Source organism: Sorangium sp. So ce1335 (assembly GCF_051521615.1).
In the GTDB taxonomy this organism is placed as follows: Bacteria; Myxococcota_A; Polyangia; order Polyangiales; family Polyangiaceae; genus Sorangium.
This window is the reverse complement of the sequence record NZ_CP150363.1, coordinates 10,474,041-10,493,616: the sequence shown is the minus strand read 5'-3', so window position 1 is coordinate 10,493,616 and position 19,576 is coordinate 10,474,041. Positions and strand designations below refer to the sequence as shown.

Sequence of the window (19,576 nt, the reverse complement as noted above, 5' to 3'; positions counted from 1 at the left end):
CCGTGGAAACCCGCACCCTCGACAACCTGGAGAGCCTCCCGTACTTCGCGCCGGAGCTCGGCCTCGTCGCCGCCGTCCTGCTGCTCATCGCGTGGGACCTCGCGGCGCCGGCGCGCCTCAAGCTCGGCGGCCTCGTGATCATCAGCCTCGCGGCGCTCGGCTGGTCGGGCGGGATGGGCGCGTACTTCCTGGCGAGGGACGCCGGGCCCCAGAACCTCTTCTACGGCCTGCTCGCGTTCGACCGCTTCTCGAACCTGTTCCGCGTGATCTTCGCGTTCGTCACCGCGGCGATCGTGCTCTTCTCGGTGCCGCCGTCGAAGGAGGCGGGGGTCGAGCCCGAGCTCCGGCGCGAGCCGGGCGAGTACTTCGCGCTGATCCTCGCGCTCTCGCTCGGCCTGAACCTCATGGCGGCGAGCCGCCACCTGCTGCTCATCTACCTGTCGCTCGAGCTCGTCAGCGTCATCAGCTTCGTGCTCGCGGGCTTCAAGGTCAACGACGCGAGGTCGAGCGAGGCGGCGCTCAAGTACGTCATCTTCGGCGGCGTCGCGTCGGGGATCATGCTCTACGGGATGAGCTGGATCTTCGGCATCACCGCGTCGATGCGCCTCGGCGAGATCGCGGCCCGCGTCGCCGAGCTCACGGCGCAGCAGGGCAGGGTGCCCGAGGTCGTCTTCGTCGGCACGGCCTGCGTCCTCGCGGGCTTCGGCTACAAGATCAGCGCAGCGCCGTTCCACATGTGGACGCCGGACGTGTACGAGGGCGCGCCCACCCCGGTGACCGCGTTCCTCTCGGTCGGGCCGAAGGCGGCGGGCTTCGCGGTGCTCGTCCGCTTCTTCTGGGACGCGCTCGGCGCCGCGAGCCCGCCGCCCGCCGTCGAGACGCCGTGGCCGGTGCTCGCCGGTTGCCTCGCCGTCGCGACCATGACGATCGGCAACCTCTCGGCGCTCGGGCAGGAGAACGTGAAGCGCATGCTCGCCTACTCGAGCATCGCGCACGCCGGTTACATGCTGCTCGGCTTCTCCGTGTTCAGCGACGCCGGCGTCGCCGCGATCGTGTTCTACGTGGTCGCGTACTGCTTCATGAACCTCGGCGCGTTCATGGTGGTGATGGCCGTGGCCGAGAAGAGCGGCGGCGACGAGACGCTCTCCGCCTTCCGGGGGCTCGGGCGCCGCGCGCCGCTCGTCGCGGCCTCGATGGCCGTGTTCCTCGTCTCGCTCACGGGCCTGCCGCCGATGGTCGGCTTCGTGGGCAAGTTCTACCTGTTCTCGGCGCTGATCTCCGCCGGGGGCGCGTGGAACTGGGGCCTCGCGGTGGTCGGCGTTGTGAACAGCGTGATCTCGCTCTTCTATTACGCGCGCGTGCTCCGCGCGATGTACCTCGAGCAGGGCGAGCGCACGGAGCCGACGCCCGTGCGGCGGCTCCTCGGCGCGATGACGTGCGCGCTCGCGGTTCCGACCCTGCTGCTCGGGATCTACTGGGGGCCCGTTTACGATCTCGTGGCCCGCTCGCTGACGATCATCCGCTGACCGCGCCGCCCTGCGTGCGCCGCGTGGGGCGCTCGCTGCGAGCGCTGCGCGGGACCGCACGGGCCGCGCGCGGCGCCGGCCGTCGCCCCCGGCCGGCGCGCTCGCCGGAACGCACGCGGCGGTATCGATCTCCGGGCGATCCTTGCTAGTGTGCGCGCGCGTGGCGACGACGCAGGACGCGAGCTCTCCAGAGGAACGCTTCACGCGGGGGGTGCGCCTCGTCCCGGGCGGCCTCGACATCGGCGGCAAGCTGGTCCCGCTGTACGCCGGAAGCCTGCACTACTGGCGGCTCGATCCGCAGGACTGGCGCGCCTGTCTCGAGGCCACGCGCGCGCTCGGCGTTCACCTGATCGACATCTACGTGCCATGGGCCGTTCACGAGACAGGCCCGGGCCAGTTCGATTTCGGCCGGCTCGACCCGCGCCGCGACGTCGGCGCGTTCCTCCGGCTCGCGCACGAGCTCGGCTTCTACGTCATCGCCCGTCCCGGCCCGCACATCAACGCGGAGCTCACCGGCTTCGGCATCCCCGAGCGCATCCTCTGGGACCCGAGCTGTCAGGCCCGCTCGGCGCGCAACAACCCGGTCGTGCTCCCGATGCTGCCGTTCGGCTTCCCGGTGCCGAGCTACGCGAGCGACGCCTTCCACGACGAGGTCGCCCGCTACTTCCACGCGCTCGGCCCGGTGCTCCGGCCGCACCTCTACCCGGACGGGCCGATCGTGCTCGTCCAGATCGACAACGAGGGCGCGCTCTACTTCCGCGACGGGGCGTACGACCAGGACTACCACCCGGACGCGATCTCCCTCTACCGCGCCTTCCTGCGCGAGAAGTACCGCACCATCGAGGCGCTCCAGCGCGCGTACGCGCGCCGCGCGGAGCCCGCGCCCGAGGGCGCCGCCGCCGAGGACGCCGGGGCGGCGCTCCTGCGCGTGGTCGGCCGCGAGCGCGCGCCCGCCGAAGAGATCGACCTGCGGTTCGCGACGATCGCGCCGCCGGTCGCGTTCGACGCCGAGACGCCGGCCGATCTCGCGCGCCACCTCGACTGGAGCGAGTTCCACGAGCACCTGCTCGAGACGGCGATGGGCCGCTTCGCGAAGGCGCTCGCCGCGGCCGGCGTCGACGGGCTGCCCACGATGCACAACTTCCCGATGGGGCAGGAGGCGACGCCGCTCAACCCGGCGCGCATCTCGCGCGTCGTCGACCTCGTCGGCCTCGACTACTACAGCGTCGCGAGCGAGAGCAGCCGCCAGCTCATCGCCCGCCGGACGAGCGAGCTCGCCGTGCGCTGCGAGGCGCTGTCGCTGCCGCCCTTCGCGTGCGAGATGGGCGCCGGCTTCCCGCCGTTCTTCCCGCCGCTCGAGGAGCGGGACAGCGTCTTCGTGATGATGGCGGCGCTCGCCTACGGGCTGCGCGGGTACAACATCTACATGGCGGTCGAGCGCGATCGCTGGATCGGCGCGCCGATCGATCCGCACGGCCGCCCGCGCCCGTTCGCCGCGTTCTGGCGGAAGCTCTCCGCGGCCCTCGAGGCGACGGCGTTCCACACGCTCCGCCGCCCGGCGCCGGTGCGCATCGTCACGCCGCGCACCGAGCGCCGGCTGCACCGCGTGATGCACGCGTTCGGCCCGCTCACCGGGGCGTTCTTCTCGATCCTGAACTTCCGCGCGCGCGATCGCTGCCTCGAGGACGACCTCGGCCTCGGCTACCCGCTCGCGGTGGAGTCCGACACGTTCGTTCGCGCGTTCGAGGAGGCGCTCGACGGGCGCGGCGTCCCCTACGCCCACGTCGGCGGCGAGGATCGCGACGTCTCGCTCGCCGGCGCGCGCTGGATCATCTGCGCCACCTCGGGCGGCCTGAGCCCCGATCTGTTCGCGCGGCTCGAGGCGGCGGCGGGGCAGGGGACGCTGATCACGCTCGGCCCGCGCGAGCCCGTCTTCGACGGCGCCTTCCGCCAGCTCCCGCAGCCCTACGACCTGAAGCGGCTCCTCGCCCCCGGCCAGAACCTGCCGGCGCTGCTCCAGGACGACCCCGCGGCCGCGGACCGCGCCGTGTCGCGCGCCATCGACGCGCTCGGCCTGCCGACCTTCGCGTGTGATCCGAGCACCGTGTTCGCCACGCTGCACGAGGACGCGTCCGGCACCCCGCGGGTGCTCTTCCTGCTGAACCCCGAGGACGCGGACGTGGTGGCGCGCGTCACCGTGCGCGCGTCGCGCGCGCGCGACGTGCTGGACGACGCGCGCTTCGAGGCGCGCCGCGGGGCGCTGGAGGTGCGGCTGATGCCCCGCACCGTGCGGATGCTCGCGCTGGAGTGATCGGCGGCGAGCGAGCCAGCCAGGCTCGCTCGGTGCGTTCCGGGGGGCGAGGGAGATGCGGAGATCGCCGGGGCGGGGAGCGCTCCAGGTGCTGACCTGCGCTGAAGATGTCGTGATCGTCGCCTCGTGAGCGCGGTTCTCGGGCGAGAAATGCTTGAACCGCCAAGACGCCAAGGACGCCAAGGCGAGAGAGAGAAGGAATGGCTGGGTGGGCTACTGGCGCCCTTGGCGGTTTTCTCGTCCGGGTCGCTGCGTCGCGCGCGGCCAGCGTCAGCGATCGAATCGCAGCGAGTTGCCTTCCGCGTCGCGGAAGCGGCCCATGCCGATCATGAGCGTGTCGATCAGCGACCAGATGCCCAGTCCTCCGCACGTCAGGAGCTTGGCGATGCCGAGCCCGGTCTGGCCGAGGTAGAAGCGATCGGCCCCGAAGCTCCCCAGGAAATACGAGAGCAGAAAGAGCGTCGACTGGCTCCTTGTCGGGTGACCGACCGGGGCGTCGCGCTTGAGCACGAGGCCCTGGGCGTCTCGCATGGATCCGGTGCCGATCAGGATCACGTCGATGAGGGTCCAGAAGCCGAGACCACCGCACGTGAGCAGCTTCAGGAGCCCGAGCCCCGTCTGGCCGAGGTAGAAGCGATCGACGCCGAAGATCCCGAGAAACACGGCGAGCAGGAAGGCTGTCGCCTGGTCCTTGTCCGAGGTGCCCTGGATCGGGCCGGGGTGCGGCGGCCCGCCGCCGTATGCGGGCGGCGGTCCCCAGCCGGCTCCCGGCGGCGAGCCTCCCGGCGGCGGCCCCCAACCGCCCCCCGGCGGCGCGCCCGGCCCTCCGGGCGGCGGGCCCCATCCCGCGCCCGGCGGCGGGTATCCACCACCCGGCGGCGAGCCCCACCCTGCGCTGCCCGCAGCCGGGTATCCACCTCCCGGCGGCGGGTATCCCCCGCCCGCCGAAGCCGCACCGCCGCCGGGCGCCGCGCCCTGTCCGCCTGGCGGGCTCGTCCCCCAGCCGCCGCCGTTTCCCCAGCTTCCGCCCCCGTTCCCCCAGCCGTCGCCTCCGGGCGGAACCCCACCACCGCTCGTGCTCATCGTTGTTTCCTCCAGCGGACGTGGCGGCGATGGCTGTCGTGCGCCGTCGCGGTCGTCGGCCGAGCTAGACTGTATCGCGGAACCAGCGCGCTGCGCTCGCACCGCGTGGAAATCGCTGGTGTATGCCGGGGGCCCACCCTACCTTGGGCGCGGAACGGACCGCTGAGAGCGGCATACAGGCGAGCGCACACGGCAATGAACGATACACAGTCCGATCGATGGCTGTCGTTTGCCCTCCGGGCGGGGCTCGTCGCGCTGTTCTTCTGGATGGTCAAAGGGCTGCTCGTCCCGGTCCTGCTCGGCGGCCTCGTCGCGCTCCTCGTCTCCCCGCTCCAGCGCCGCTTCTCGCCTCGACTCGGCCGCTTCCGCGGCTTCGCGCCCGCGATCTGCACGGTCGGCGTGATCATCCTCGTGTGCATCCCGCTCACGGTGATCATCATCGAGGCCTCCGCCTCGATCAGCCGCTTCTTCGCCCGGGACTGGTCCAGCACCATCGAGCGCGTCCAGGGCATCCTCAACGACGGGCGGATCACGGGGCTCATCAACAGGGCCGGCCTGTCCGGCGACGACGTCCGCAACTACGTGAGCAACCTGTTCCAGCGGGTGGGCAGCTCGATGGCGAGCTTCGCCGGGGGCATGGTCGCCGCGGTGCCGCAGTCGATCGTCGACGCCTTCCTGTTCACCGTGGCGCTCTACTACCTGCTCCGCGACGGCGGCCAGCTGCTGCGCTGGCTGCTCACGCAGTCGCCGTTCCGGCACGAGGAGACCGACGTCCTCTTCGCCTCGATCCAGGACACGGTGCACGGCGCCGTGCTCGGCCTGCTCGCGACCGCCGCCGTGCAGGGGACGCTGACGACCGTCGCGCTCTTCGTCTTCAAGGTGCCGGGCGCGTTCCTGTTCGGCATCCTGGCCACGCTGCTCTCGCTCGTGCCCATGATCGGGACCACGCCGGTGACGCTGGGCGCGGCCGTCTACCTGTTCATCGTCGGGCGCGTCGGCGGCGGCATCGGCATGTGCGTCGCGGCCGGCCTCATCGGGCTCTCGGACAACGTGATCCGGCCGTGGGTCCAGAGCTCGCACGGCGGCATGCACCCGCTCGTCGCCCTTCTCAGCATCTTCGGCGGCCTCGAGCTGTTCGGCGCGGCCGGCATCTTCATCGGCCCGGTCGTCGCCGCCATCGTGCTCTGGGCGGTCAACACGCGGTCTGCCCTCGCCCGCTCGAGCCTCCCGCTCGGCCTGCACTCGACGCCTCCGCCCCCGGCCTCGCTCGGGCCGACCTCGCGGCCGCCGACCTCTGGCGCGCCGCCGACCTCGCGGCCGCCGCCGACCTCGCGGCCGCCGTCGATCTGAGGCGCCAGCGCGCGGCGCGTCCAGCGCGCGCTCACCAGCGCTCGATGCGGTATCCCCGCCGCTCGGCCACCCGGCGCAGCCTGGGATCGGGGTTCACGGCGACCGGCACGGCGACGAGCTCGAGCAGCGGCAGATCGCTGATGCTGTCCGTGTAGAACGTCGCCTCCTCCAGCCGGAACCCCTGCGCCTCGGCGAGCGCACGCGCGCGCGCGACCTTGCCCTCGCCGAAGCAGAGCGGCTGCTCGGCGCGGCCGGTGAAGCGCCCGTGCTCGTCGATCTCGAGCACGCTCGAGACGAGGTGCTCGATCCCGAGCCGCCTGGCGAGCGGGTGCGAGGCGTAGCGCGACGCGCCGGTCACGATGGCGCAGAGATCCCCTGCGGCCTGGTGGCGCCTCACGGCCTCGCGCCCCCCGTCGGCGATGTGCGGCTCGACGTGGAGCCGGAACCAGTCGTCGCAGCGGGCCGCCAGGACGGTCTCCGGCAGGCCCTGGAGCGAGAGCAGCGCCCGCTCGGCGACCTTCGCCGCGTCGAGCACGCCGAGCGTGTATTGCCCGACCCAGTAGAGGGTCCTCAGCAGATCGCGCGTCGTCGCCTCGCCGATCTGGCGCTGGTACTTCACGTAGAGGCTCGCCGTCTCCTTGCGCAGCAGCGTGCGGTCCATGTCGAACAGCGCCGCGCGTCGGCGCGCCGCGCGGCCGCCGTGGGGCGCGGGGCCTTCGTGCCGCGCCGGCGCGCCGGGGGGGCGCGGGCGGCCCGGCGCCGTGTCGTCGAACGAGGTGCTCACGGCGACAGACCGTAACCGCGGGCGAGGGTGAGCGAGAAGAGGTTGCACGCCGCGTGGAACACGAGCGGCGCCCCGATGCCGCCGGTGCGCGCCCGCAGCCACCCGAAGAGGAGCGCGGGGAAGAACACGGCGAGCCGCGCGGGGTGCTGGATCGTGAGCACGTGGCCGATCGCGAAGATCGCCGACGAGAGGAGCCACGCCGGGCCGAGCCTCGCGCCCAGCGCGCGGACGCGCGGCGGGAAGACGCGGTCGAGGGCGCTCTGGAGGTAGCCGCGGAAGAACGCCTCCTCGGGCAGCGCGACCACGAGGAGCTGCGCGGCGATCTCGTCGACGGAGGGCGGTCGCAGCACGAACGGCGAGGCCGCGCCCCAGTACAGCCGGTAGCCCAGCCAGAACGGCGGGAAGACGATCGCGGAGGCCAGGGCCGCCCACGCGACGGCGCGGAGCGCGGCGCGGGCGAGCCGCGCGGCCGACAGCGGCACGGGCTCGAGGATCCCCCCGAGCGACAGGCCGTGGTCGCGGATCGTCGCCTCGTCGTACCGCAGCACGAGCCAGAACGTCGCCGCCAGGAACGTGAGGCCCACGAGCGTGCCGGCGTAGCTCGCCGGCGCCGCGTGGGACACCGCCGTCACGGCGGCGGTCGTGACGGCCGCGGCGACGAGCGCGCGCGCGAGGGTGGGCTCGGGGGGCCGCGGGCGCTCGTCGCGGAGCGCGTCCGCGGCGCTCGCGTCGGCGGGCACGCCGCGCGCCTCGCCGCCGGCTCGGGGGGTCGCGTCGCGGCTCGGATCGATGGGCGTCGGCGGTTGCAAGGTGGGTCGGTCGCGGGGCGTGCGGGCGGGGGCGTGGTGCGCTGGATCGCCGCGCCGCGGGCGGCGCGGTCGCGCGCGCTCAGCGTAACCGCGAGCACGCCGGTCCGCGATGGTCAGCGCTCGAGGCGCGCGTCTTCGGGACGTCTCCGCGCGCTGCTCACCGGTCCAGCCCTCGCCCATTTTCTGGCCTTCCAAGCTGGTCCCGTTAGAGTGCGGCCGCTGTGTCGTTTTCCCGACTTCGCCGTCTGCTGAAGCCGCTGGCCTGCGCGCTGCTCGCGTCCGTCGCGTCGCTCCCCCCGGCGCCCGCCTCGGCCGCGTCGCCGTTCCTCGTGACGCCGGAGGCGAGCATCGCCGAGGCGTCGCCGGCGTACCGCTACGCCAACATGACGAACGACGAGGCGATGGCCGAGCTGGATCGACGGAAGATCCTGTACATCAAGGTCGATCTCGCGCCCGGGGTGCGGGCGCCGATCCGGCTCACGGGCCGGCTCAACGGCGTGCACTTCCATTCGGTGCTCCCGCCCGAGCAGCGCGTGACGAGCGTGTTCGAGATCCTGGACGCGCGCCTCGCGCTCGCGCTCGACGATTTCGCGGCCCTGCTGGCGAGGCACGATATCGACGAGGTCGTCCATTACACGATGTATCGGCCCAACATGCCGATGCCCGGCCGAGGCGGCGCGGGCGACGACGGAGATCACGCGCACGCGACGGCCCCGGCGGCGGCCGCGGGCGGCGCCGCCCGCAAGCCATCGCCGAAGCCTGCGCCGCCCGTGGGGCTCGGGGAGAAGGGCACGCTCGACGCGACGTCGAAGGCGCAAAAGGAATTGCCGAGGCCCGCGCCGGACGCGGACCTCGGCGAGAAAGGCGCCGTCGACGCGGCGCCGAAGGAGCCCAGCGAATCGCCGGGGCCCGCGCAGGCCGTGGACCTCGGCGAGAAGGGCGCCGTCGACGCGGCGCCGAAAGAGCCCAGCGAATCGCCGGGGCCCGCGCAGGCCGCGGACCTCGGTGAGAAGGGTGAGGTCGACGCGACGTCGAAGGCGCCTGAAGAGCGCTCGCGACGCCTGAAGGAGAAGGGCGCCGCGGAAACCGTCGCGAAGAAGGGGGCCGCGAAGGAGAAGGGCGCGGCCGCGGTGGCTCCGAAGGAGAAGGGCGCCGCGAAGGAGAAGGTCGCGGCCGCGGAGGCCGTCGCGAAGAAGGGCGCCGCGGAGGCCGTCGCGAAGAAGGGCGCCGCGGAGGCCGTCGCGAAGAAGGGCGCCGCGGAGGCCGTCGCGAAGAAGGGCGCCGCGGAGCCCGTCGCGAAGGAGAAGGGCGCCGCGGGGGCCGCTCCGAAGGGCAAAGTCACGACGGCGGCCGCTCCGAAGCAGAAGGGCACCGCGGAACCCGCACGAACCGCCGCGCCCGGCGACCGGCCGCGGGCGACCGCAACGCGCAGCGGGCCGGCCAAGAAGCCCGGCAAGGCCGGAACCCGGCGCGTCGCGCTCCGCGAGCCCGTGGGCTCGACCCGGGCCACGGCGTCGTCGAACCGGCACCGCGGCGACGTCGCGCAGCGCAGCGGCGTGGATCAGAAGCCCCGCGGCAAGTGGGCCCCGCCGGGCACGCGCCACCCTGCGGGCCTGGCCATCGACGTCGGCGCGCTCAGGAAGCGCGACGGCACCTGGATGAGCGTCGCCCGCCATTTCCACGGCCGCCTCGGGGACAAGACGTGCGGAGAGGGGGCGCCCCAGCCCGAGCTCCCCGAGGCGCGCGAGCTCCGGTCCATCGTGTGCGAGGCGGCCGATCTCGGGATTTTTACATACGCGCTGACGCCCAATTACGACGCGCCGCACGCCGACCATTTCCACATGGAGATCAAGCCCGGCGTCCGGTGGTTCCTTTATCACTGAGCGCGCGCCGCATTCCGCTGCACAGCCCTGAAACGGCGCGCAGCGCGCCCCACTGCACATCCGTTGATTGCGGGATTTTTGGTGCGCCTGGCAGTTTGTTCGCGCAACTCCCGCCATGAGAGCGACGATTCCCTTCCCGAACGAAGGCGCCGGCGCTCCGCCGCGCGCCCCCGCAAGGGAGGTCGACGGACATGGTGCAAGAGAACGACGGACAGCCGCTCCCGGGGACTCCATTCCGCCTGCTCCGGAGGATCGGGTCAGGCACGTGCTCCGAGGTGTTCGAGGTGCTGGGTCGCCGCGGCCAGCTCCGGGCGCTCAAGCTGCTCCGCGCCATGCACGAGGGCTCGAGCGAGATCGGCGCGCGCCTCGTCCAGGAGGGGCGCGCCCTCGCGGCGCTGAGCCACCCGCACGTCGTGAAGGTCGAGGAGGTCGGCGTGACGAGCGACGGCCGGCCGTTCCTCGTCATGCCGCGCCTGTTCGGCGAGACGCTGCGCGAGCGGCTCGACGCGCGCGGGCCGCTCGCGACGCCCGCCGCCGTGCGCATCGCCATCCAGGTGCTCCGCGGGCTCGCGGTGACGCACCGGGCCGGCATCGTCCACCGCGACGTCAAGCCGGCGAACGTCTTCCTCGTCCAGCCGAGCGCCGGCGCCGAGCAGGGCGCCGACGACCTCGAATACGCGCCGGGCGCGCCGGGCGCCCCGGAGATCGAGCACGCCGTGCTCATCGACTTCGGCATCGCGAAGGTGAGCTGCGACGGGGTCGAGCCGTTGACCGGCTCGAACGTCCTCGGCACGCCGCGCTACCTCTCACCCGAGCAGATCCGGGGCGAGGAGGTCGACGCGCGCACCGACGTGTACGCGGTGGGGCTCCTGCTCTTCGAGGCGATCACCGGGCGAGGCCCGTTCCCGGTCGTCGACTCCATGGCGGTGATGCGGGCGCACCTCCACACGCCGGCGCCGCGGCTTCGCTCGCTGCTCTGGGTACCTCCGGCGCTCGACCTCGCCGTCGCGCGCGCCCTCGAGAAGGACCCGGCGCTCCGCTGGCAGACGGCCGACGCGATGGCCGCCGCGCTCGCCGACGCGCAGGGAGAGAACGGCGGCAGGGACACGCCGGCCGACGGCGACGCGGGCCTCGCCGCCCCGCCGGCCGGAGAGCGCAGCGCGCGGGCGCCGCTCGCGCACGGAGAGGCGCGATGAGCGGCGCGACAGCGGAGCGCTCCGAGGCGGGCACCTTGCTGTATGCGCGCGGCGCCTTGCTCGCGCCGCTCACCCCTCGCGCGCGGCAGCCCGGAGAGCGCGGGTCCTCCGCAGGGACGCGGCAGCTGCGCGCGTCCGGCGTCGGGTCTTCCGCAGGGACGCGGCAGCGCTGCGCATACGGGACCGGGGCTTCCGCAGGGACGCGGCAGCTGCGCGCGCTCGTCGAGGGCGAGTCGCTCCCGGGCACGCCGTACGTGGTGCTGCGCCTGCTCGGCCAGGGCGGCATGGGCGAGGTCTACGAGGTCGAGCACCGCGAGCTCGGCCGGCGGTTCGCGGTGAAGGTGCTGCACCGGATCCACGCTGGCCGCCTCGATCTCTCGGCGCGCATGCGGGCCGAGGCGCGCTCGATCGCCCGCCTGCGCCACCGGAACCTCCCCGATGTGTTCGACCTCGGCGCGATCGACGGCGGCCGGCCCTACTTCACCATGGAGCTCCTCGAGGGGCGCGACCTCAGGACCGAGCTCGCGCGCCTCGGCGTCGTCGCCGTCCCGACCGCGCTCGGCCTGGTCCTGCAGGCCCTCTCCGCGCTGTCGCTCGCGCACGCCGAGGGCATCGTCCACCGCGACCTCAAGCTCGAGAACCTGTTCCTGTGCGACGACGGCACGCTCAAGGTCCTCGACTTCGGCGTCGCGAAGCTCCTCCACGCCGGCGCCTCGCTGACCGACCCGGACGCGGTGATCGGCACGCCGAGGACGATGGCGCCCGAGCAGTGCGCCGCGCAGCCGATCGACCTGCGCGCGGACATCTACGCGATGGGCCTCGTCCTCTACGAGCTCGTCGCCGGGCGAGGCCCGTTCGACGAGCTGCGCGGCCGGCGCGACGCGCTCCGCTACGCCCACTGCGAGCGCGAGCCGCCCCCGCCTTCGCGCCTCGCGCCGCAGCCGATCCCGCCCGCTGTCGAGCGGCTGATCCTGCGCGCGATCGCGAAGTCGCCGGAGCACCGCTTCCAGACGGCCGCCGACATGGAGGCCGCTGTGCGCCGGCTGCACGGCGGAGCGCTCCCCGCGGCGGCGCCGGCGGCGCGCGCGAGAGAGATCACCCCCACCGCGAGCGAAGCGCCCGCGCTCGCGGCGGGCGCTTCGCCCCGCGTGCCCGCCGCGCGGCGCAGGCCGCGCCCCGCCGCGCCGATCGCCGGCAGGGCCGGCGCCGCGCTCCTCGCGCGCCGGCTGCGTGCGCGCTCGCGGCAGCGCGCACGCGCCGCCTCGCGCCCGGCCGCGCTCGTCGTCTGCGCGCTCGTCCTCGCGTCCGCCGCGCTCGCGCTCGCGCTCGCGCAGCGCTGGCTCCCCGGCGGCGACCTCCCCTCGCCGGCGTCGCCCTCCGCGCGCGTCGCCGCGCAGGCGCCGCCCTCCGCGCGCGTCGCCGCGCCGGCGCCGCCCTCCGCGCCGGCGCCGCCCTCCGCGCGCGCCGCCGCGCAGGCGCGCTCGGCTGTAAGATAGCCTCGTCGGGCCCGTTCTCCGGTCGACACCGCAATCGCAGTTGCGCAGTGGAGGGACCATGGACCGGACGCGACGACTCGGGCTGGCTTGTTTTGCGATATCGCTCCTCGGGGGCGCGGCCTCCTGCGGCGGCGGCGCCGCGCCGCGCCCGGCGGACGCCGCGCCCGGCAGGACAGCGCCCGCGGGCGATCCCGGGTTCGCGCCCTCCGGCGCGCACGCCTTCCCCGACGACGCCGCCTTCGAGCCGGCCGCTCCTCCACCGGCGGCGCCGGCGCCGCTCGGGGCATCGCCCTCTGCGCCCTCGGCCGACTTCGAGCGGCCCGCCGCGCAGGGCGCCGGCCGCGCCGAGGGCGCGGTGCGGAGGCCACAGAGCAGCCAGATCGCGCCGGATCCGGTCGAGCGCCCGGGGCTCGGCACCGCGTGGGGTGAGACGCGCGTGTCCCGCATCTCGACCGCGCCGTTCGTTCGGGCCGATGTCGAGCGCCCGTTCGCCGTCGCGAGCCTGTTTTACAACGACGACGAGGGCGCCCGCGCCATGGCGCGCGCGTCCGGCTTCCGCCGCACGTCGCCGCAGGCCTTCACGCTGGCCGGCGGCGCCGTCGCCGTCGGCCTGCGCAGCGAGGGCGGCGGCTTCCTGAGCGGCTTCGTCGCCGGCGAGACGAGCCACGTCATCGGCGAGGCCGGCCAGCGCTACAGCATCGTCCTGCGCAACCTCACGCCGAGCCGCGTCGAGTGCGTCGTCTCCGTCGACGGCCTCGACGTCATCGACGGCCAGCCCGCGGCGTTCGGCAAGCGCGGCTACCTGCTCGATCCGCACGGCGAGCTCGAGATCGACGGCTTCCGCCAGAGCATGGACACGGTCGCGGCGTTCCGCTTCGGCTCCGTCCGCGGCTCCTACGCGAACCAGAAGCACGGCGACACGCGCGACGTCGGCGTGATCGGCGTGGCCCTCTTCCACGAGCGCGGCGCGACGCCCTGGACGCTCGACGAGCTCCGGCGCCGCCAGGACGCCAATCCGTTCCCCGGGCAATTCGCCACGCCCCCCGGCCGCTGAGCCTTTCCCGCGGGGATCCGGGCCGGCGCCGCGCTCCGGGAAAATCAAGCTCCCGCTCCGGCCTCCTTCGGGCTACGCCACGCCACGGTGTCGGACTTATTGAACCCGTCTCAACGTGCGGCCGTCGAGCACGAGCTCGGGCCAATGCTGGTGCTCGCGGGCGCCGGCTCCGGCAAGACCCGGGTGGTGACGACGCGGATCGCCCGCCTCCTCGACCGCGGCGTCCCGGCGCGCTCCATGCTGGCGATGACCTTCACCAACAAGGCCGCCGCCGAGATGCACGAGCGCGTCGGCAAGCTGGTCGGCGCGAAGGTCGCGCGCGAGCTCAAGGTCTGCACGTTCCACCGCTTCGGCCTCGACGTGCTCGGCGCCGAGACCCGCGCGCTCGGCCTGCGCGGCGGCGCCTTCGCCATCTTCGATCAGTCCGACGCGCTCGGGGTCATCCGCGAGATCCTCCGCGAGCTGCGCGCCGGCAAGAGCTACGACGTCAGCGCCATCCTCTCGCGCATCTCGAACGCCAAGAACGCCTTCCTCGACCCGGAGCAGTGGGCCGAGGCGCAGCGGCAGGGCAAGGGCATCGACGACTACGACGAGATCTCGATGCTCGTCTACCCGCGCTACATGGCGGCGCTGCGCTCGTTCCAGGCGTTCGACTTCGACGACCTCATCTGCGAGGTGGTGCGCCTCTGGCAGACGCGCCCCGACGTCCTCGAGCGCTGGCGGATGCGCTACCGCTTCGTGATCGTCGACGAGTACCAGGACACGAACCGCGCCCAGCTCGAGCTCTTGCGCCTGCTCTGCGGCGAGCACCGCAACGTCGTCGTCGTCGGCGACGACGACCAGTCGATCTACGCCTGGCGCGGCGCCGACGTGCGCAACATCCTCGACTTCGAGGAGCACTTCTCGGGCGCGAAGGTCGTCAAGCTCGAGCACAACTACCGCTCACGCAAGCCGATCCTCGACGTCGCCAACGCGGTGCTCGCCAAGTCCGGCGGCCGGCGGCACAAGAAGTCGCTCATCGCCACGCGCATGGAGGGCGACAAGGTGCGCTCCATCATCTGCGTCGACCCGGACGTCGAGGCGAGCTTCGTGGCCACCGAGGCGCAGCGCCTCCTGGAGCGGGAGGGCGCGCGGCCGAAGGACATCGCCGTGCTCTACCGCTCGAACCTCCAGGCGGCGGCGATCGAGTCGGCCCTCAAGGAGCGGCAGATCCCCATCCGGATGATCGGCGGCCAGCAGTTCTTCGAGCGCAAGGAGGTGAAGGACCTCATCGCCTACCTCCGCGTCGCGCTCAACCCGAACGACGAGATGTCGCTGCGGCGCATCCTGAACTACCCGGCGCGCGGCATCGGCGACGCCGCGGTCGCCAAGCTCGGCGCCTACGCGACGGCGCACGACGCCTCGCTCTGGACGGCGGTGTCGCGCCCGCACGCCGTCCACGAGCTGAGCGCCGCGGCGATCGAGGGCTGCCGCCAGCTCCTCCGGATCATCGAGGCCTCGCGCGCGCGGTTCGAGCGCGGCGAGCCGTCGGCGGAGATCGCCCGCGCCCTCCTCGCCGACGCCGGCTTCAAGGAGGACATCATGACCGGCTCCTCCACGAACAACGCCGCGGCGCGCCGCTGGGGCAACCTCGAGGGGCTGCTCAACGTGTTCGCGCGCCGCGACGAGAAGGGGAAGGGGGATCGCGCGAGCTTCGCCGAGTTCCTGCGGCTGCTCGCCCTGCGGCAGGACTCCGAGGAGGAGGAGGCCACCGACCGCGTGACGCTCACCACGATGCACGGCGCGAAGGGCCTCGAGTTCCCCTACGTGTTCGTGATCGGCCTGGAGGAGGGGCTGATGCCCCACCAGCGCAGCCTCGACGAGCGCGCCACGGACGCCGCCCCGATCGGCGGGGAGGGCGGCGACACGGGCGGCCACAGCATCGAGGAGGAGCGCCGGCTCTTCTACGTCGCCGTCACGCGGGCCCGCGATCGGCTCTACCTCACGCGGGCGAAGCACCGCGGCTCGCGCGGCAAGATGGTGCCGAGGACGCCGAGCAGGTTCGTCCTCGACATCCCGCCCGAGCTCCTCGACGAGCGCGAGGAGCTCGCGCCCGTCGCTCCTGGGATGGAGAAGGTCAAGGCGGGCGCGGCGAGCGTCCTCGCCGCCCTGGCGATGAACCCCTTCGCCGGCGATCCGCCGCTGATCCCCCGCCGCCGTCCCTGAGCGGTCTTTCCCAGCTCTCTTCCACACGGAACAGAGCGACGGTCACCCGCACAGGAGACGGGCCCAGATCGGCGTTTTCGGCGCGCAGGCGTACTCAAGTACGCCGAGCACCGAAAACGTCGAGGTGGGCCCGTATCCGCAGCGGGTGGCCGTCGCTCTAGATCGCCGAGCCTTCGGCGGCAGCGAAGCCGACGCGGGTGATCTCGGGGGCGCCCTTGCGCGCGACGAAGTCGCGGAAGCTCTCGCCCTCGGCGCGCTCGGCCATGTAGTAGCGCGCGATGGTCGCGATCACCTTGGGCGTCTCCTCCTCGGGGATGCGGCCGTCGAGGCGCTCGCCGATGCGGGCGTTCGGGCCGCAGCCGCCGCCGACGCGGAGCGAGTAGTGCGGGCGCTCGACGCCGTCCTTGCCCTTGACCATCAGCCCCGTCATCCCGATGTCGGCGACGTGGTGCTGGCCGCACGAGTTCGGGCAGCCCGAGATCTTGATGTCGAACTCGCCGAGCGCGCTCACGAAGTCGTCGACGTCCTGGCGGCTCCCGTTCGGCACGAGGTGCTCCCGGATGCGCGCGCCGACCTGCATGCTCTTCGTGATCGCGAGCGTGCAGTAGTCGCCGCCGGGGCAGGTCACCACGTCCGTGACGTGCCCGGCGTCCGCCTCGGCGAGCCCGATCTGCGTGAGCTCGCGGTGCAGGTCGAGGAGCCGACCCTCCGGCACCCACCGCAGCACGAAGTTCTGGGTGTTCGTCGCCCGCACCTCGCTGTTGCTGTAGCGCCGCGAGATGTCGGCCAGGCTCTTCAGCTGCTCGCTCGTGATGTCGCCGAGCGGCAGCTTGACCGTCGCCACCCGGTAGCCGGGCTGCTTCTGCGCGATCGTGTTGGTCCGCTTCCAGCGCGCGAACGCGCCGTCCCCGAGCGTCTCCCGCAGCGGCGTGAGCGGGGGCGGATCGTTCTCCCGGTACCCGGCCACCTCCTGCGCCAGCTCGGCCGCGAGCGCGTCGCCGCGCGCCGCCTTGATGCGATCGAACTCCTCGTCGAGCCTGCGCAGGAACTCGGCCTCGCCGATCTTGCGCAGCAGGAACTTGAGGCGCGCCTTCTTGCGGTTCTTCCGCTCGCCGTCCCGGTGGAACACGCTCACCACCGCCTCGCACAAGGGCAGCAGATCGGCCTCCGGGATGAACTCCTTCCAGAGGTGCGCGATCTCGGGCGTCGAGCCGAGCGAGCCGGCCACGTAGACCGCGAAGCCGCGCCCGCGGTCGCCGATCTTCGCGAACAGGCCGATGTCGTTGATCATGACCTGCGCGTGATCGCGCGCGCTCCCCGAGAAGGCCACCTTGAACTTCCGCGGCAGCCGCCGGTTGTGCTCGTGGAAGAGGAAGTGCCGGGTGACCGCGAGCGCGTAAGGTGTCACGTCGAACACCTCGTCCTCGACGACACCAGCGAGGTGGGACGCGGTGATGTTGCGGAGCGTGTCCGCGCACGCGCCGACCGTCGTCACCCCCGCGCGCACGAGGACGCGCTGCAGGTCGATCGTCTCCTCGATCTCCAGGTAGTGGAGCTGGATGTCCTGGCGGGTCGTGACGTGCGCTAGCCCGCGACCCCACCGCTCCGTGACTTCCGCGAGGGCTTCCAGCTGCGTGGCCGAAAGCTGCCCTCCGGGAATCTTGATGCGTTGCATGTGCTTCACGTGCGCGAGCTGCGCGTAGACACCCATGGCCAGCCGCAGGGGGCGGAACTGGTCAGGCGTCAGCTCACCACGTTTGAACTTGGCGACGTTCTCGGCGTGTTCGTCGATGGCCGCCGCAAGGCGCTCGACTGGTTGCGACATGACTGATGCTATTCCCTATATTTCCGACGCGTCAAGTGCGACAATTCACCTGGCCCGGTGACCGAGGTACTTTGCCCTCCAGCCCCATGAAGATCGACCTGCCGAACTCGACCGATGCCGTCCACGCGGGGGTGCCCCGCGATCGTCCGTCCCACACCCTCGCGCCCGCGATCGCGCAGACGGCGACCTACACGTTCGCGGACACGGCGGACCTGGAGCGCTATTTCGCGGGCGGCGACGCGGATCCCGAGCGGCAGGAGTACGGCCGCTACGGCAACCCCACGGTGCGCGAGGTCGAGCAGCGCATCGCGGCGCTCGATCGCGCCGAGGACGCCGTGCTCTTCGCGAGCGGCATGGCGGCGGTGACGACCACGGCGCTCGCCCTGCTCAAGGCGGGCGACCACGTCATCCTGTTCCGCGACGTCTACCGCCGCACGCGGCAGTTCGTGATCACCGTGCTCGCGCGGCTCGGCGTCGAGCACACGCTGATCGACCCCGGCGCGTTCGATCAGCTCGAGGCGGCCTTCCGGCCGCGCACCCGCTTCGCGCTGAGCGAGTCGCCGACGAACCCGTACCTGCACTGCATCGACCTGTCGCGGTTCGCCGAGATCTGCAAGAAGGCGCGGGTCAAGACGATCGTCGACGCGACGTTCGCGACCCCGTGCAACTCCGACCCGATCGGCCGCGGCATCGACCTCGTCGTCCACAGCGCCAGCAAGTACCTGTCCGGCCACAACGACGTCCTCGGCGGCGCGGTCTCCGGATCGAGCGCGCTCGTCTCGCTGGTCCGCGACATGCGGAGCGTGCTCGGGTCGGTCATCGACCCCCACGCCGCGGCGCTGATCGGCCGCGGCATGAAGACGCTCGCGCTCCGCGTCGAGCGGCAGAACGCGACGGGGCTCGCCGTCGCGCGCGCGCTCGAGGCGCACCCCGCCGTCGAGCGGGTGTTCTACCCGGGGCTCCCGTCGCACCCGGATCACCGGATCGCCGCCGAGCAGATGCGCGGCTTCGGCGGCGTCGTGAGCTTCATCGTGCGCGGCGGGCGTGAGGCGGCGTCGCGCGTCGTCGACGGCACGCGCATCGCCGCGATCGCCCCGAGCTTCGGCGGCGTGGAGACGCTCATCGAGCAGCCGTGCATCATGAGCTTCCACGAGCTGAGCGACGAGCAGCTCGCGGCCATCGGCATCTCCCCGGCGCTCATCCGCCTCGCGGTCGGCGTCGAGGAGACGGAGGACGTCGTGAAGGACGTCCTCGGCGCGCTGGACGCGCTCGGCAAGCCCTAGAGCGACAAACGCGGGTTGAACCCGCCTGAAACGAGCAGAGCTTCGAACCGCCAGGACGCGAAGGACGCCAAGACTTTGTGTTCTTCTTGGCGTCCTCGGCGTCCTGGCGGTTCATTGCTCGCTCGATCAACGTGAGCGTTGTTCCAGGGCCGCGCCCCGGGGCGCTCCCGCTCGCAAGCTCCCAGCTCTCCCACCCAAGGCGCGCGCACGCGCGCCTAGCCGAGCTTCTTCAGCTTCCGCTGCAGCGTCCGCCGATCGATCCCGAGCAGCTTCGCCGCGGTGGCCACCACGCCGCCCGACTCCCGGAGCGCGGCGCGGATCGCCTCGCGCTCGAGGTCGTCCAGCTTCAGGCTGCCCGGCGGCGGCGTCGGCGCCGTCGAGGGCGGCGGCCGCTGGCGCTCCCGGAGGCTCGCGGCCTCGCGCAGCAGCTTGTCCGCGTCGACCGGCTTGCTGAGCAGCGTGTCCGCGCCCTCGCGCATCGCCGCCACCGCGAGCGGGATGTCCCCGAAGCCGGTCAGCATCACGATCGCCGCGTCGGGCTGCAGCTTGCGGTACTGGGCGAGCGCGCTCAGCCCGTCGCCGCGCGGCATGCGGTAGTCGATGACGACGAGGTCGACCGGCTCGTACTCGAGCGCCACGAGCCCCTCGTCGATCGTCGCCGCCGTCCTCGCCACGACCCCGCGGCGGCGCAGCGCCCCCTGCAGGGTCGTGCGGAACGCGTCGTCGTCGTCCACGAGGAGGGCCGTCTCGATCCGTCGCGTCATCTTCACC

At 73.0% G+C, this 19,576-nt stretch carries 14 protein-coding genes; 9 read left to right on the top strand and 5 right to left on the bottom strand.

Translation table 11 applies throughout. The annotated features are described in order from the left end of the window. Positions 1–2: 2 nt before the first annotated feature. Together WMF24_RS39225 and WMF24_RS39220 are read left to right on the top strand one after the other, a co-directional pair. Positions 3–1,526 (top strand): NADH-quinone oxidoreductase subunit N, encoded by a 1,524-nt coding sequence (locus WMF24_RS39225; RefSeq protein WP_437732571.1) that lies wholly within the window; start codon positions 3–5, stop codon positions 1,524–1,526. 160 nt (positions 1,527–1,686) lie between these two features. After that, a complete protein-coding gene (locus tag WMF24_RS39220; RefSeq protein ID WP_437732570.1) occupies positions 1,687–3,837 on the top strand; it encodes a beta-galactosidase in 2,151 nt (716 codons plus the stop codon). A 270-nt stretch (positions 3,838–4,107) separates the two neighbouring features. On the opposite strand, the gene WMF24_RS39215 is transcribed toward WMF24_RS39220, so the two are convergent. Further along, a complete protein-coding gene (locus tag WMF24_RS39215) occupies positions 4,108–4,920 on the bottom strand; it encodes a TM2 domain-containing protein (RefSeq protein ID WP_437732569.1) in 813 nt (270 codons plus the stop codon). Positions 4,921–5,115: 195 nt separating this feature from the next. Here WMF24_RS39215 and WMF24_RS39210 point away from each other — a divergent pair, with 195 nt between their 5' ends. Continuing rightward, positions 5,116–6,270 (top strand): AI-2E family transporter, encoded by a 1,155-nt coding sequence (locus WMF24_RS39210; RefSeq protein WP_437732568.1) that lies wholly within the window; start codon positions 5,116–5,118, stop codon positions 6,268–6,270. Between the two features lie 31 nt (positions 6,271–6,301). On the opposite strand, the gene WMF24_RS39205 is transcribed toward WMF24_RS39210, so the two are convergent. Both WMF24_RS39205 and mrtC read right to left on the bottom strand, forming a co-directional pair. Then, entirely contained in the window at positions 6,302–7,054 is a 753-nt protein-coding gene (locus WMF24_RS39205) for an HAD family hydrolase (protein ID WP_437732567.1), read from the bottom strand. Continuing rightward, complete coding sequence (gene mrtC / locus WMF24_RS39200; protein ID WP_437732566.1) at positions 7,051–7,863, bottom strand: myxosortase MrtC; 813 nt, start codon at positions 7,861–7,863, stop codon at positions 7,051–7,053. The genes WMF24_RS39205 and mrtC overlap by 4 nt, the downstream gene beginning before the upstream one ends. A gap of 221 nt (positions 7,864–8,084) precedes the next feature. On the opposite strand from mrtC, the gene WMF24_RS39195 reads away from it, so the two are divergent. The 5 genes from WMF24_RS39195 (at position 8,085) to WMF24_RS39175 (ending at position 15,697) form a co-directional block, all read left to right on the top strand. Continuing rightward, a complete protein-coding gene (locus tag WMF24_RS39195) occupies positions 8,085–9,746 on the top strand; it encodes an extensin family protein (RefSeq protein ID WP_437732565.1) in 1,662 nt (553 codons plus the stop codon). Between the two features lie 191 nt (positions 9,747–9,937). Next, positions 9,938–10,942, top strand: a complete 1,005-nt coding sequence (locus WMF24_RS39190; protein WP_437732564.1) for a serine/threonine-protein kinase — start codon at positions 9,938–9,940, stop codon at positions 10,940–10,942. Continuing rightward, the gene (locus WMF24_RS39185; RefSeq protein WP_437732563.1) at positions 10,939–12,438 is read left to right on the top strand and encodes a serine/threonine-protein kinase; all 1,500 of its coding nucleotides are present in this window, start codon (positions 10,939–10,941) and stop codon (positions 12,436–12,438) included. The genes WMF24_RS39190 and WMF24_RS39185 overlap by 4 nt, the downstream gene beginning before the upstream one ends. A gap of 58 nt (positions 12,439–12,496) precedes the next feature. Further along, entirely contained in the window at positions 12,497–13,492 is a 996-nt protein-coding gene (locus tag WMF24_RS39180; RefSeq protein WP_437732562.1) for a hypothetical protein, read from the top strand. Positions 13,493–13,579: 87 nt separating this feature from the next. Continuing rightward, positions 13,580–15,697, top strand: a complete 2,118-nt coding sequence (locus WMF24_RS39175) for an ATP-dependent helicase (RefSeq protein WP_437732561.1) — start codon at positions 13,580–13,582, stop codon at positions 15,695–15,697. Between the two features lie 157 nt (positions 15,698–15,854). Here WMF24_RS39175 and WMF24_RS39170 read toward each other — a convergent pair whose 3' ends face one another. After that, a complete protein-coding gene (locus WMF24_RS39170; RefSeq protein ID WP_437732560.1) occupies positions 15,855–17,522 on the bottom strand; it encodes a nitrite/sulfite reductase in 1,668 nt (555 codons plus the stop codon). 86 nt (positions 17,523–17,608) lie between these two features. Here WMF24_RS39170 and WMF24_RS39165 point away from each other — a divergent pair, with 86 nt between their 5' ends. Next, positions 17,609–18,805, top strand: a complete 1,197-nt coding sequence (locus WMF24_RS39165) for a trans-sulfuration enzyme family protein (protein WP_437732559.1) — start codon at positions 17,609–17,611, stop codon at positions 18,803–18,805. Positions 18,806–19,020: 215 nt separating this feature from the next. On the opposite strand, the gene WMF24_RS39160 is transcribed toward WMF24_RS39165, so the two are convergent. Further along, a complete protein-coding gene (locus WMF24_RS39160) occupies positions 19,021–19,569 on the bottom strand; it encodes a response regulator transcription factor (protein WP_437732558.1) in 549 nt (182 codons plus the stop codon). Positions 19,570–19,576: the final 7 nt, after the last annotated feature.